Source organism: Rhodopirellula islandica, from assembly GCF_001027925.1.
Taxonomy (GTDB): Bacteria; Planctomycetota; Planctomycetia; order Pirellulales; family Pirellulaceae; genus Rhodopirellula; species Rhodopirellula islandica.
Map to the genome: position 1 here is coordinate 48,258 of NZ_LECT01000050.1, position 13,655 is coordinate 61,912.

Annotated in this window: 11 protein-coding genes; 3 read left to right on the plus strand and 8 right to left on the minus strand. The window is 57.6% G+C overall.

The annotated features are described in order from the left end of the window. The first annotated feature begins 109 nt into the window (after nucleotides 1-109). Nucleotides 110-1,546, plus strand: a complete 1,437-nt coding sequence (gene purB, locus RISK_RS25150; RefSeq protein WP_047817087.1) for an adenylosuccinate lyase — start codon at nucleotides 110-112, stop codon at nucleotides 1,544-1,546. Between the two features lie 86 nt (nucleotides 1,547-1,632). Here purB and RISK_RS25155 read toward each other — a convergent pair whose 3' ends face one another. Both RISK_RS25155 and RISK_RS25160 read right to left on the minus strand, forming a co-directional pair. After that, complete coding sequence (locus RISK_RS25155) at nucleotides 1,633-2,976, minus strand: porin (RefSeq protein WP_047817088.1); 1,344 nt, start codon at nucleotides 2,974-2,976, stop codon at nucleotides 1,633-1,635. Nucleotides 2,977-3,330: 354 nt separating this feature from the next. Next, nucleotides 3,331-4,539 carry a porin gene (locus tag RISK_RS25160; RefSeq protein WP_047817089.1) on the minus strand — a complete coding sequence of 403 codons (1,209 nt, stop codon included), beginning with the start codon at nucleotides 4,537-4,539 and terminating at the stop codon, nucleotides 3,331-3,333. Between the two features lie 699 nt (nucleotides 4,540-5,238). Between RISK_RS25160 and rpmB the strand changes: the two genes are divergently transcribed. Together rpmB and gatC are read left to right on the plus strand one after the other, a co-directional pair. Next, the gene (rpmB, locus tag RISK_RS25165; RefSeq protein WP_047817090.1) at nucleotides 5,239-5,511 is read left to right on the plus strand and encodes a 50S ribosomal protein L28; all 273 of its coding nucleotides are present in this window, start codon (nucleotides 5,239-5,241) and stop codon (nucleotides 5,509-5,511) included. Then, nucleotides 5,511-5,828: an Asp-tRNA(Asn)/Glu-tRNA(Gln) amidotransferase subunit GatC gene (gene gatC, locus RISK_RS25170; protein WP_047817091.1), complete on the plus strand. Its 318-nt coding sequence runs from the start codon at nucleotides 5,511-5,513 to the stop codon at nucleotides 5,826-5,828. Before rpmB ends, gatC begins: the two co-directional genes overlap by 1 nt. Nucleotides 5,829-6,011: 183 nt before the next feature. Here the strand turns inward: gatC and RISK_RS25175 are convergent, their stop codons facing one another. From RISK_RS25175 to RISK_RS25200, 6 genes are all read right to left on the minus strand, one after another. Further along, nucleotides 6,012-7,091, minus strand: coding sequence for a succinylglutamate desuccinylase/aspartoacylase family protein (locus RISK_RS25175; RefSeq protein ID WP_047817147.1), 1,080 nt, complete (start codon nucleotides 7,089-7,091; stop codon nucleotides 6,012-6,014). Nucleotides 7,092-7,110: 19 nt separating this feature from the next. Then, the gene (locus tag RISK_RS25180) at nucleotides 7,111-8,544 is read right to left on the minus strand and encodes a PP2C family protein-serine/threonine phosphatase (RefSeq protein WP_047817092.1); all 1,434 of its coding nucleotides are present in this window, start codon (nucleotides 8,542-8,544) and stop codon (nucleotides 7,111-7,113) included. 251 nt (nucleotides 8,545-8,795) lie between these two features. Next, nucleotides 8,796-10,019, minus strand: coding sequence for a M20/M25/M40 family metallo-hydrolase (locus tag RISK_RS25185; RefSeq protein ID WP_047817093.1), 1,224 nt, complete (start codon nucleotides 10,017-10,019; stop codon nucleotides 8,796-8,798). Between the two features lie 86 nt (nucleotides 10,020-10,105). Beyond that, nucleotides 10,106-10,438: a hypothetical protein gene (locus RISK_RS25190; RefSeq protein ID WP_236696686.1), complete on the minus strand. Its 333-nt coding sequence runs from the start codon at nucleotides 10,436-10,438 to the stop codon at nucleotides 10,106-10,108. A gap of 74 nt (nucleotides 10,439-10,512) precedes the next feature. Beyond that, a complete protein-coding gene (trhO, locus tag RISK_RS25195) occupies nucleotides 10,513-11,472 on the minus strand; it encodes an oxygen-dependent tRNA uridine(34) hydroxylase TrhO (RefSeq protein WP_047817148.1) in 960 nt (319 codons plus the stop codon). Between the two features lie 18 nt (nucleotides 11,473-11,490). Next, on the minus strand, nucleotides 11,491-13,530 hold the full coding sequence (locus tag RISK_RS25200) for a c-type cytochrome domain-containing protein (protein ID WP_047817149.1): 2,040 nt from the start codon (nucleotides 13,528-13,530) through the stop codon (nucleotides 11,491-11,493). Nucleotides 13,531-13,655 lie beyond the last annotated feature (125 nt).

The window sequence follows — 13,655 nt, forward strand, 5'->3', positions numbered from 1 at the left end:
GTCTCTGCGAGACTGGCTCAGCCGGCCGATATCGTAAACCCTTCCATTTCGGGCCGAAATGCCGATGTGACCATCCATCGCCTGATTTGTGCCCCCGCAAGAGACCAAAATGACCGAAACGCAGGAAACACCGTACCAAAACCCCCTGATCGAGCGTTACGCGTCACGTGAAATGGCATTTCACTGGGGACCTCAACGCCGATTTGCTTCCTGGCGAAAAGTCTGGATCGCGCTGGCGGAGGCCGAACAGGAACTCGGAATCCCGATCACCGACGCCCAAATCGAACAGCTGAAAGCGTTCGAAACAAAATTGAATCTGGACGAAGCAGCCAAATACGAGCGAAAACTGCGCCACGATGTGATGGCTCACGTCCACGCCTATGGCGACCAGTGCCCGGATGCCCGCGGGATCATTCACCTCGGTGCGACCAGCTGTTTCGTGACCGACAATGCGGACCTGCTGCTGATTCGCGAAGCCCTGCAACTGACAGCCAAACGCTTGGCAGCCACGATCGACCAAATGGCCCAATTCGCCGCCCAGCACCGCGACCTGCCCTGCCTCGCCTTCACCCACTTTCAACCTGCCCAACCGACCACCGTCGGCAAACGAGCTTGTCTGTGGATCTACGACTTGGTGCTGGACCTCGAAGCGGTTGAACATCGACTCGAAACATTGCGAGCGCGCTCGGCCAAAGGCACGACGGGAACTCAAGCGAGCTTCTTGGAGCTGTTCTCCGGCGACCACGATAAAGTCCGGGCTCTCGAGAAAAGAATCGCTGAAAAACTCTCGTTCGATTCCGTCTACGCCGTCACCGGGCAAACCTACCCCCGCAAAGTCGACGCTCAATTGCTCGACGCCCTGTCCGGCATCGGGCAAAGCGTTCACAAAATTGCCACCGACATCCGCTTGCTCGCCGGCCGCAAAGAAGTGGAAGAGCCATTTGAGAAGAATCAAATCGGCAGCTCGGCGATGGCCTACAAACGCAACCCGATGCGGAGCGAGCGAATCTGTGCACTCGGTCGGTTCGTCATGAGCCTGCAAAGCAGTCCCGCGATGACCGCCGCGACGCAGTGGATGGAACGCACCCTGGACGACAGCGCCAACCGCCGCTTGGTCATCCCGCAAGCCTTCCTGGCCATCGATGCAGCACTCGTGCTGATGCAAAACGTTGCCGACGGGATGGTCGTCTACCCGGCCACGATCGCGAAAAACTTGGGGGCCGAACTCCCGTTCATGGCGACCGAGAACATCTTGATGCAAGCGGTCGCTGCGGGCGGTGACCGTCAAGATTTGCACGAACAAATTCGCGTGCACAGTCAAGCGGCGGCACTGGAAGTCAAACAGAACGCTGGCGACAACGATCTGCTGGAACGCCTCAAAGGCGACGAAAACTTCGCCGGAATCGACCTGGAAGCCGCGATCGATCCACACGCTTACGTGGGGCGAGCTCCCCAACAAGTCGACGAGTTCATGGAAACGATCATCGCCCCCATTCGCCAGAGATATTCTGGTGGGAGCGATTTGAGTGTCGAAGTCACCGTGTGATTTCGACGGTCCGTTTGACTGGGCAATGATCTCGCCGGCCCGCCATGTTGCTGGCGAGATCCAAGGCCCTCTTTGATCGACTGTTCTTAGAACAAGAAGATCGTGTCGATGCCGAAGGTGGTCTGGTCATCTTGGTCGTTTTCCAAGATGCCAGTCACATCGTCTCCGTCAACCCAATCCCAGCGAATTTCGGGGCGGATCAAGACGTTGGCGTGCGGTTTGACGTTGGCACCCAAGGTCATGGCGTAAACATCGACATTGCCGTTGTAGACACCTGCGTCCGCGTCGTACCACTCGAAACGACTGCCCAAGGCCAAGCAATCGCTGACCGTGTAGATCAGGTAGTTGTTCAGACCGTAGGTTTCTTTGAAGTTGCCACCGTTGCCGTCTTCGGCGTCCAAGTAATCCGACTGCAAAACGTATTGCAATTGATCGGTCAGCGCGACGTCGGTGACGATCGAGTGCATGTAGCCTTGCGATGTGGTCCCACCGGGCTGGTCACCAAAACGCCCCACAACGGTTGCGTAGGTGACGGTGACATCGTCACTCATGGCCAGCGAAGCACCGCCCAAGAACGAGTCGCCATTGTCTTCAAAGCCGCTGTCCCAGCCCATGGTGTATCCACCATACAGGGTCAGATCATCGCCAGCGTTGTAAGTCGCCAAAGCACCGGTGTGGGTGAAGGGCTCGCTGTTGTACATCGTGTAAGCGTGGCTGTAGAAGAAGTTGTCAGGAGCGGCAACGACTTCGTAACCAATGATCGTGAAGAAGTGGCCGAATTTCACCGACAGGTCGCCGTAGCCCACTTCACCGTAGACCTGTGGCAGTGCACTGCCGTACTGCCCGTGATCCCAACCGGTGTCCCAGTGGCCGTTGTCGATGCCAAACGCCTGGGTGTCTTGAGCATCGATGCCGTAGACGTAATCGATGCGTCCACCGAAGTCGAAACCATTCGACGTGTCGATGGCCTTCTCGGCGTAGAACCAGGCTTGGTGCAGGTTGTATTCGTCGGGGCGATTATTGAACAAAGGCAATGCTTTGTCGTGGTACCCCATTTGAACCCAACCACCGACGGAGTAGCCACAGGCTTCGCCGAAGAGTGTGAACGGATCGCCGAGGTCGCACTCAAACAACCCGCATCCGCCATCATCAAACAGGCCGCCTCCCATGTCGCCACAGCTCATGTCGCCGCAACCACCGTCGCAGGCCAACTCACCGCAGCCACATTCCATTTCAGGAAACGTGTCACACGATTCATCACAGCTGGCGTCAAAGTGCCCCACCGGGAGGACTTCCGCCTGACTGGTAGGCATTCCGCCTTGGTAACTTGCGTCCGCCACAAATCGGTCGGCGGCAGAAACGCCATTGAGGCTTCCCAATCCAACCAAGCCACCGAGGGCCAACCACAAAGCAGCTCGTTTCGATTTCATCTTGCTCGTCCCTGATCGATTTCAAATGGATTCGCCGCGTCCACAGTGACTGCCGCCTTCCATGGCAGCAAACCAGTCAACCGTGTCGACCGCCAAGTAGAGGCGATTCCTTGCTGGGAAGTATCGTCGCCGCGGCGCGATGCAATTGAGACCAACGCCATAGAAACCCCAGCCCGAAACACCGGAAAATCCAGACCAGCGTTAAACTTTGCGGGTTAGGAGGTTCGTCCGGTGAGTTTCAAGCGTTCGACCAAGACCGCTGAAATCTTGAGCGCAAACGAAAAAAAGCCGGCTCATCGCATTTCTGCGGTGAACCGGCCTCTTGGGTCTCACGAAATCGTCGTTCGGGGCAGCTTAGAACATGAAGATCGTATCGAAACCGAAGGTGGTTTGATCGTCGTCATTGTTTTCCAAGATCCCGGTGTAGTCGCCATCGACCCAGTCCCAACGAACTTCGGGACGAATCAAGACGTTCGAGTGAGGACGGTAGTTGATACCGGTCGTCAAAGCGTAGACATCGCTGTCGTCGTTGTTTCCATCGTCGAACACACCTTCGCTTTGGTACCACTCGAAGCGGCCACCCAAGGACAAGCAGTCATTGATGTTGTAGATCAAGTACTGGTTGATGCCGAACGTGTCACGAACGGTTCCACCAGCAGCATCTTCGCTGTCCAGCAAGTCCGACTGGAAGATGTACTGCAATTTGTCGCTGACAGCGTAGTCAGCAACGATCGAGTGCATGTAGCCCTTCTCGACTCCACCAGCGTTGTCTTCGCCGAAGCGACCGATGGTGGTTGCGTAGGTCAGGGTCAGGTCGTCAGTCAGGCCAGCCGAGAAACCACCGAGGTAGGTGTCGCCGTTGTCTTCGAAACCGCTATCCCAGCCCAAGGTGTATCCACCGAAGACGCTCAGATCGTCCGAAACGTTGTACGTTGCCAATGCACCGGTGTGGGTGAAAGGCTCGCTGTTGTACATCGTGTAAGCGTGGCTGTAGAAGAAGTTGTCAGGAGCGGCAACGACTTCGTAACCAATGATCGTGAAGAAGTGACCGACTTTGACCGACAGGTCGCCGTAGCCCATTTCCGTGTACAGCTGAGGAATGGCGTGACCGTAGTCCCCACCGTTGTCCCACTGATTGTCCCAGTGACCGTTGTCGATTCCGAACGCTTGCGTGTCGGGACCGTCGGTACCGTAGATGTAATCGATCCGTCCACCGATGTCGAAGCCGCACGAAGTGTCGATGGCTTTTTCAGCGTACAACCATGCTTGGTGCAGCTGAACGTTGTCGGGACGGCTGTTGAACAAAGGCAACGCCTTTGAGTGGTAGCCGATCGACGCCCATCCGCCCACTTCGATGCCGCAGACATCGCCGAACAGCGTGTAAGGGTCGTCCAAGCAGCAGTCGCCCAATCCGGGCAAGCAGCTACCGAGGCCACCGCCGCAGAGCGAATCGCAGCCGCTGTCGCAACCTGTGTTGCAGCCGCAGTCACCCAAGCAACCGACGGTTTCGCAACCGCAAGTCACTTCGTTGCTGCATCCGCCAACAGGCTCGCAACCACACACGGGCTCACCACAATCGCAAAGCGACGAGGTGCAAGAGACCAATCCAATATCATTTGCTGAAGCGCTGGTCAGATTTGTGGCGTTAACGCCGCATGCAACCGCTGCGATCAGAGCTAGTTTACTAAGCTTCATTGCTTTCTCCGTTGAAGTCCCAATCCAATTGGGCCGTTTCGTGTCACCAAGATTCAAAATGGATGCCGTCAGAACCAGAAGCTGTGCCCCCACAGTTGGGGAGGGCCGATCTCTCGCTCTTGAACGATGAAACAAACGCAGTCCATCGCTTTTTCAACGCACACGCTGCCTGCCGCCGAAGGCACATCGAATTTTCCGAGCAATCGTTTCGAAATTCGAATCAATCACCTCGAAGATTTCGAGTGAGTTGAAAGCAATCCATCATGTCGTCGGAGGAATTCATCGGTGCATTTGCCGAGTCCGTCCCCAACCCGTCCTCAAATCCACTCAGAAACCGTCCACGGGGTGCGCAACGCACCTGTTACTCCTCATCTGCCGGTCGTTCCCCTGATGCCGTTTAGGTAAAATGTGATGATTCAGGACCGAAGACGCTCGGTAGAAGTGAAAATCCTGCTTTCAATAAAACGTTCCACCCGCTATCCTGCGGGGCTTCTCCCTGGAACCAGGGATTTTGAGCGTTTAAAACCACACACATGACAATCACCGCAAGCGGTGGCGGAGAATCAGATGGCACGACAATGCGAAGCGTGCGGCAAGAAAGTCCAAATGGGCAACCGTATTGAAACCCGGGGTAAAGCGAAGTACCTGGGCGGAGTCGGTACCAAAATCACTGGTTGCACACGCCGTAAATTTGTCCCCAACTTGCAAAAAGTTCACGTGACCTTGCCCAACGGCACCAACAAATCAATGCGGATTTGCACTCAGTGCATTCGCAGCGGTGTCGTACGCAAAACCGTGAAAACAAAACCGTTTGACGTCAGCGGCGGTAAAAAGTCCTGATGTCCGGTCCTGGCAACGGTGCGTCCGTCGACATCCAAAAATTGGCTCGACTGGCTCGCCTTCAGCTAACGGAACAAGAGCAAACCGATTTCGGCCCGCAAATCGCGGACATCCTCGGTTTCGTGGAACAATTGTCCGAACTCGACACCTCCGGTGTCGAGCCGATGACCAGTGCGCTGGATGTCGAAAACCGATTCCGGGACGACACCCCAGACCAAAGCCTGTCTGCCGAGGTTGCGACGCGAACCGCGCCCGCCTCCCAAGATGGCACGTTTTTGGTGCCTCCCGTACTGGGAAACACTTCTTCCAAGAAATGAATCCGGCCCAAGCAGTTCGCGAAGATTCCCTCGGAATGAATTCGCGAACCGTTTTTGCTGCGCAGTCCAAACCTACCTGCCGCGATGCCCGATCGATCAACCCGGCATCAATCAACCTGGCATCGCTTGACCTCGCCCAGCCAAGTCAGGCCCACAGGACCTGACCGCACCCAGGCCTCCTTCTCACGAAGCCTCTTCCTCGGGCCGATCGACAACCACCAGATTGCTGGCCAAATCTTCGACCACGCGTGATTCCAACCCATCGTCGGACACTCGCTGGCGATCCACGGTCTTGGGTTTGACCCCCGCTGGCAAACGCCCCAGGTGAAAAACAGGCTCGCCAGGCGAAACGGCTGGCAACGTTGTCATTCCAATGACGACGCTGTCAAACGGCGAAATCAAGACACTGCGTTCGAACCCCAACAAGGTTGTGTTGGTCGCCAGCGGCTGACCCTTTTCAACAAAATCGCCGGGCCCAACGTGAAATTGAAGGAAACCGCCTTTCTCCGCCCGGACCCACTTGGCCGTTTCAACATGAAACCGAGCCTCGGGTACCTCCGCCTCGCCATCGATCATTTCTAACTTCGCGAGCACGTTTCGGACGCCACGAACAGCGATCTCGACAATCCGAGGCTCAGCCTTCCAGACTTCGCCGCCTTCCATCACGATCGTGGGACACCCCGCCAAACACGCCTCGCGACGAAGCGCCCCCGCGGGCCCCTGACCATTCATGATCACGTCGGTGCCGAAGGATTCCGCCAACATACTGACCTTGGGATCACTCAGATCACCACGGACGTTGGGGTAATTCGTCCGGCGAACCGAGGCGGTGTGCAAATCGATCCCGTAATCGGAACGCCCAACAATCTCATCAAAGATCGTTCTCGCCACGCGACCAGCCAGTGATCCCGAGAAGGAACCAGGAAAGCAGCGATTCAAATCGCGACGATCGGGCAAATACCGAGAGTGCCGCTCAAACGCGAGCAAATTCAACACTGGAACCAGAATCAGCGCCCCGGCTTTCAGGTCCAGATTCTCATCCTGGATCAGCTGACGCACTGCGCCCGTCCCATTCAGCTCGTCCCCGTGCAGCGCCGCGGTCACAAACACGACCGGGCCCGGGTTCAACGCCCGCTGAACAAAGATTGGAATCCGCAATGAGATTCCGGAGTACGACTCACTGACGGCAAGGTGAATGCTCCGCTGCTCCCCCGCAGGAACTTCCTTCCCTGACCAATTGCCAACGTGCTTGGGGCTATCCATGATCCCTGATTTCACTCACTTAAAGATCGACGACCGTATCGCTCGCCGAATCATCTTGGTGTTTTCGCAACTGCTCCATCGCTGCCAAAGTCGCATCGCAATACGACGACACGGCGGTCCCCCAAGCCTCTTCCTTCGTGGCCTGGCGAGCTTGTTGCAACAACTGGTCAACATTTTGCCAGTCCAACATCCAGTTTCGCTCTTCTGACGTTTGCCGCAACTGGGTGATCACATCATCCATGCGAAGAAGGAAGGCTTCGTGCGAATCCGCCCTGTATCTGCGGTAGGGCCCGGTCCCCAGCGCGGTCTCACCGCTGCCGATATCCAGCGGTGCTCCGGAACTCCAGTTTGTGTCGATCGAACCCTGACCTGAACCACCCTGCCCTGCTGCCTGATTGCCAGGCACGCTCGCGACCGGCGCCGAGTCGCCCCCGGCCTCCTGGCCCCGCACCCGCCGCGTTTTCAACGGACGCCGGCGTTCGTTGGGCCTGAAAACACCACTGCCCCATACCGCTGCGGAGATGGCTCCCAGAATGAATGCGACAATCGCTGAGCCCACAAACCGCGGACTCACCAAAGCAGAAGCCAACCCAAACCCGACCGCACCCGTCCAACAAAACGCAGTGGTTCCGATCAAAGCACGCGAAGAAACCTCGTCTGCACCGATCGGGCGACGTTTTTTCTGCGACCCGTCATTCTGGGTCAGATGCTCCTCATCGACCTCGACCACGATCACCGTGATGTTGTCGGGACCTCCCCGCAGGTTGGCCAAGTCGATCATCACCTGAGCGGCTTTGTCGACATCCAACGAATCAAGCAAAACCGCGAGTTCGTCGTCTTCAATTTGCCCGGTCAGCCCATCACTGCAGACGAGAAAACGATCCCCCACTTCGAGATCAAACGGGCCTTCCAGGTCCACCAAGACCTCTGGGGAGGGGCCCAACGATCGAGTGATCACGTTCTTGGGAATGGATTTACTGAAAACACTGTCACTGTGAACTTTGCCGCTGGCTTGCATCTCCCAAACCAACGAGTGATCAAACGTCAACTGCTCCAACACCCCGCGCCGCAACCGATAAACACGCGAATCGCCAACATGAGCCACGTAGGCCTCACCATTGACCAAAACCAGTGAACTGGCGGTCGTCCCCATGTTGAGGAACTCGGGGTTGCTTTGCCCACGCTCGTAAATGGCGGCATTGGCCAAATGCACCGCCTCAGAAATGGCGTGCTCGGGCGCCTCTTCCCGCGATTGGTAGTAGTGCATCGAAATGCGATCGCTGGCAATCTTCGACGCCAACTCACCCGCCGCGTGGGCGCCCATCCCGTCCGCGACGACAAACAAGTGCCCCCGCTTGTTCAGACGTTCCGCGGACTCGGCGATTAAAATCGCCAATGAATCTTGATTGTTCGCACGCCGCATCCCCACATGGGTTTGCTCAGCGAACTTCACTCCGGGGTGCCATGAACCTGACAAACGATTTGTGACCGAGAACTGGTGACCGAGAACACATTCAACCGACGAACTTACACGGCCTCACCGAGACTGCTTGGCAAATTGTAAGTCCCCGTGCGCCGTGAACCTAGTGTATTGAACGCTCTTGAGACACGATTTTAGCGACCTTCGTCACCGCAGACCGCCAGGCATGGATGACACCCCACCCGCGAGACCTCTCAACGGACTGCTCAAACGTAGAAATCGGCTCAAACAGGAGCGATCAGTTCCGCCGCCAATCGGCAGGCGTCCAAGAACTCGTCGACCATCAGGTACTCATCGACAGTGTGAATGGATGCTTGACCGCACCCGAGCGTGACAGCCTCAATCCCATGCAGCATCAGCCAATTTGCATCCAGCCCGCCGTTGGCCACCTCGCACTGTGGTGAACGCCCCAATTGCGAGATCAACTGAGTCGCCGCCAACACCGAAGGATGATCTTCCGCCAATCGAAACGCCTCGTAGTCCACGCGACTGCTGAATTCCAAACTCCCCACCCGGCCCTGAACATCCGTCACTGACTGAACTGCGTTTTCAAACGCTGCTTTCATCTGCGCCACAATTTCAGCCCGGAACTCCGCGTCATGACTCCGCGCCTCGGCTCGCAACTGGACTTCCGGTGTGATCACGTTGGTGGCGTCCCCGCCTTGAAAAACGCCCACGTTGGCGGTCCCTCGCCGTCCATCTTTCTCGACCAACCCCAGCCATCCATTGCGATGCAGAGTGCTGATCGCTTCGGAGGCAATCACGATTGCACTCACACCCTTCTCAGGTGCCACGCCAGCATGAGCCGCATGACCTCGAACCGTCATCTGCACACGCTCGCCACCGATCGCCCCATGACGAATCTTGTCGAGCCCACCCCCATCGAAATTGAACGCCCGATCCACTCGCCCCACCTTGGACACTTCCAGGTGACGAGCGCCTTCCAACCCAACTTCTTCCTGGATCAGGAACAGAATCACGGCCGGAGCCAACCGCAGATCCGGCTGCTTGGCCTGGCGAGCCAAGCGTTCGAAGATGGCACTGAGAATCACCGCGCAACCGCTCCGGTCATCAGCCCCCAGACCCGTCGGACCATCCGAGACCACGATCCGGCCCAGTTCTTCGTCATCGCGAACCACGGGATTGGATCCGACGCAGATCGGAACGGTGTCCATGTGAGCGGACAGTAAAGTCCGGGGCAACGATTCATCGCCCGGCAACGACACGATGAGATTCCCCGTGTTGCCACTCAAACGCGTCTTGGTGCCGGCATCGTCGGATTGAATCCAGGCCGGATCCACTCCCGCCTCCACCAACATTGCCTGGATCGAACTGGAAACCGCAGCTTCATCACCGCTCTTGCCACGGATTCGCGTCAGCTGAAGATAGCGATCCAGGGCAGCCGATTCGTCCAGGGCCGCCCACTGAGAGGCATCGGTTCGGTTCATATTCATTGCGAGAGCCCGCGTTCCTTGCGTGAGATTGGTTCATTGCCAGAGCGTTGGGCGACCTCGCCCCCCGCGAGACAAGCAGATCATCGCGTGCGACGGACGCGGCGAGCCGCTTCATCGTCCACGCGAATTGGCTGGGCAGCGGCGTTCGATTGCGACTGATTCAGTCGGCTGACGGCAAACCACCCGACCGCCAACAGCAGACCACTGGCAGCGAAGGAAGCCAACATCGGAACGACATGCGCCGGTTCGGTGGCGTAGTGAGCCACACCTTCCGTGCTGCCATGACCGGGATGCGCCGAAACGGGAACGGCAAAAACCAAGGCGGCAATCGAGCCAAACAGTGAACGCGACAAAATGAACTCACAAGATGCAAGAGAAAAGAGAAGAGCCAATCCACAGGCGGCAACCGCCATCGAACCAGCCCCATCCATCGACCGACCAGCAAAACAAACCACGCCTGGGGCGCGAAGCCGAATCAACCGGCTGATTATACGCCCTGGTCGAGCTGTTGTTGTCGCATCCGCCGACGTTTTCGCTGGTCTTCGGTCACCTCCGCCGCACAACGAGAACAAGCGACCCCACGCTCATAGTCGGGATGCTGCTGCATTTCGGCGGTCAAGGGCCAACCACAGCCATGACACAATTCGTACGCCCCGGCCCGCAATTGGTGATCGACCGCCACGCGATTGTCGAACACAAAACATTCGCCCTGCCAACGAGATTCTTCCTCGGGCATCTTCTCTAAATAATTCAAAATCCCGCCACGCAGGTGATAAACCTCTTCAAACCCGCGTTCCTTCAAATAAGCGGTCGACTTTTCGCACCGGATCCCCCCCGTGCAAAACATCGCCACCTTGGGGTGCTTTTCCGGATCCAAGTTCTCCTCCACAAACTGAGGAAACTCTCGAAAGGAATCCGTGCCAGGATTGACGGCTCCTTGAAATGTCCCAATTTCGATCTCGTAGTCGTTTCGTGTGTCGATCAACGTGACCTCGGGATCGTCCACCAACGCATTCCAGTCCTGCGGCTCAACGTAGGTGCCGACCGATCGCAGTGGATTGATGTCCTCCACCCCCATCGTCACGATTTCGCGTTTCAACCGGACCTTGGTTTTTCGAAATGGAACCTGCTCGCAGTACGACCATTTGACGTCCATCCCACGCAATGGCGTCGCCTGATCGTCCAGTTCCATCGACCGAAGCCAATCGATGAACTGTTCCATTAACTCTCGCGGGCCTGCAATCGTTCCATTGATGCCTTCACCGGCCAACAACAACGAACCACGGATGCCATCACCAGACATTCGTTGGCGCAGCGGTTCTCGCAGCGATTCAAACTGCGGCAATGGCGTGAAGCAGTACAAAGCCGCAACGGCCACCGGCAAATCGGCCGCAGCAGCTTGGTCAGCACAATCAGAGAGAGCAGAGGAAACGTTTGATTCGGTCATGGCCGAAAACTTACCCATTCATTGAACCCATTGCAGCCAAGCGTCCACGTAAGCAATCGGTGTCGTGTTCATGCCCGTCTGAAACGCTTGCGAAAACGGCTGGCCCGATTGCAGATTTCGCAACACGGCATCCAACCCTCTCCGATTTTGCCGCGACAACAAGGACTCGGCAATCGCAACTGCCATTCGGTCCGCTCGCTCAGGCGGCAACTTGCCGTTCAAAAAGTCTTTCCCCGACTTCAAACTGCCCACCGCGGTGACCAACTCCGCCTGCCTCCGCAGATTCTCATTCCGATCCCGTTTGGTCTCGCCGCCGGAAATCGCGGTCCCCAAACCTTCGGCAAACCATCGCGGCACCGCCTCCCCGCGACTGACCACCGCGAGACTGGCGACCGTTGCCTTCACGCGTTGGGCGATTTCCTCTTCGGTCGCACGCTCCGATGCCACGACCGCGACGTAGGCGCGGATTCCATCGTATTTCCAGTGTGACTGCCAATCGGCGGGGACGCTTCGGCCCTCGACCATCTTGGCGAACTCGCTGTAGTCGTATCGCTTGGTCAGCACATAAACCGAAGCCTTGCCGTGGAAAAAGTCCTCGGGCGTCCCATCGGCTGGGGGCAAAAACTTCTGAGCTTGCACGAGCGCGGCCTCAGCCGACTCCGCCACCGCCTCCAGCGTTGCTGGCGAAACATCGCCCCAAACGGCAAAGTGGTCGGTGACCTGCTTTTGCAACCTGCTCATGTCAGCACCCGCCAACCGGAAATCGGACTCCGCGATCTCGGCCCGCCGCTCACTGACCTCGGGAGACGCCGCCGCGGACAACCAAGCCTGAGCCGTGACCACCTTCATCGGCGTTTGCACCAAAGCCTCATCCACCTTGGCGCCTTCGCTGATCCAAGTCGAAATCAACTCGATGTCGCTGTCCGAAAGTGGCGGGCGACCGCCGGCGGGCATGCGATCACCAGCGCTGCCGCGGAGCTTCTGAACCAACAAACTGGCCTCCCCGTCGCCGGGCTGCATCACCGAACCACTGTCGCCACCGCGAAGCATCTGAGCCAACGTGTCCATTCGCAAACCACCACGGGTCTGCATCGCATCCAAGTGGCATCCGTTGCAATTCTCAACCAACAGTGGCGCCACATCCTTTGAAAACGAGACCGTTTCGTTTCCGGTTGGCTTGCCAACCATCGTTGGCTGATCGGGTTCCGGCGCGGCAGGCGTGTCAGCAGCTGCCCCCCCCCCCTTCAAACTGGTGAGCATCGCGGCCGGATCGGGACCATCAAACCTGGCACCCTGAATCACCCATTGCTTCAGCGTGTCCAACTGTTCCTTGCTGACTTTCCCGCCACCACGAGGCATGTCGCCTGTTTCAATCGTTTCGATCAAGCGACTGCCGATCACATCGCCGGGGAAAACCACGACCCCTTCGGAGGGACCTTCCATCAACTTGGCAAAGCTCTGCAAAGTGAACCCGCCCTTGTTGCCACGGATGTGACACCCGCCGCACTTGTCGACCAAGATCGGGGCGACTTCCGACACGAAACTGACGCCATCCGTTGCTGGCTCACTCGAGGCATCCGCTTCAGACATCGGATCCGCCGTCGCCTCCGGACGAGCAGGAAGCCGAAACGGTGGCAGCGTCACGCCTTCCAGTTCCAGCATCGCGCGAGCGTTGATGATTCGACGCATCGTCGGTAGCAACGCATCGTGCAGCCCGGGCGACGCCGCGTTTCCAGCCACATCAATTTGCCCGATCGCCTTTCGCAGAGCCTCCCCCGAGGTCTCGTAGTCGCCTTTGGAATACGCGGCCCCGGCACGCTTCACCTGCAACTCGACCGACTGAACAATGGTTCGTGATCTTGCATCGAGCGGTTTGGCGGCCCCTCGCGAATTGGTTTCTTGAGCGTCCGCCGTCGAAACCTGCCACGAACACGTCGCCAGCAGCGTCCCGGCGACCAACGTCACCGCGGCGAAAACGCGAAGCGCCGTCCGGCCAACGTTCCCATTCGAAACGATCTGAATCTCTTTCGAAACGACCTGAATCATCGTCACCAACATCATTGTTCGAGTATTTGCCAATCACTCCATCATAGACCACAAACGCAGTTCTTCCCGAAAAAGACTCACTCATCCCATGGCGTCTCATTCGCCTTCCCAGTCGGTCCGCCGGCACACAGTTCTCC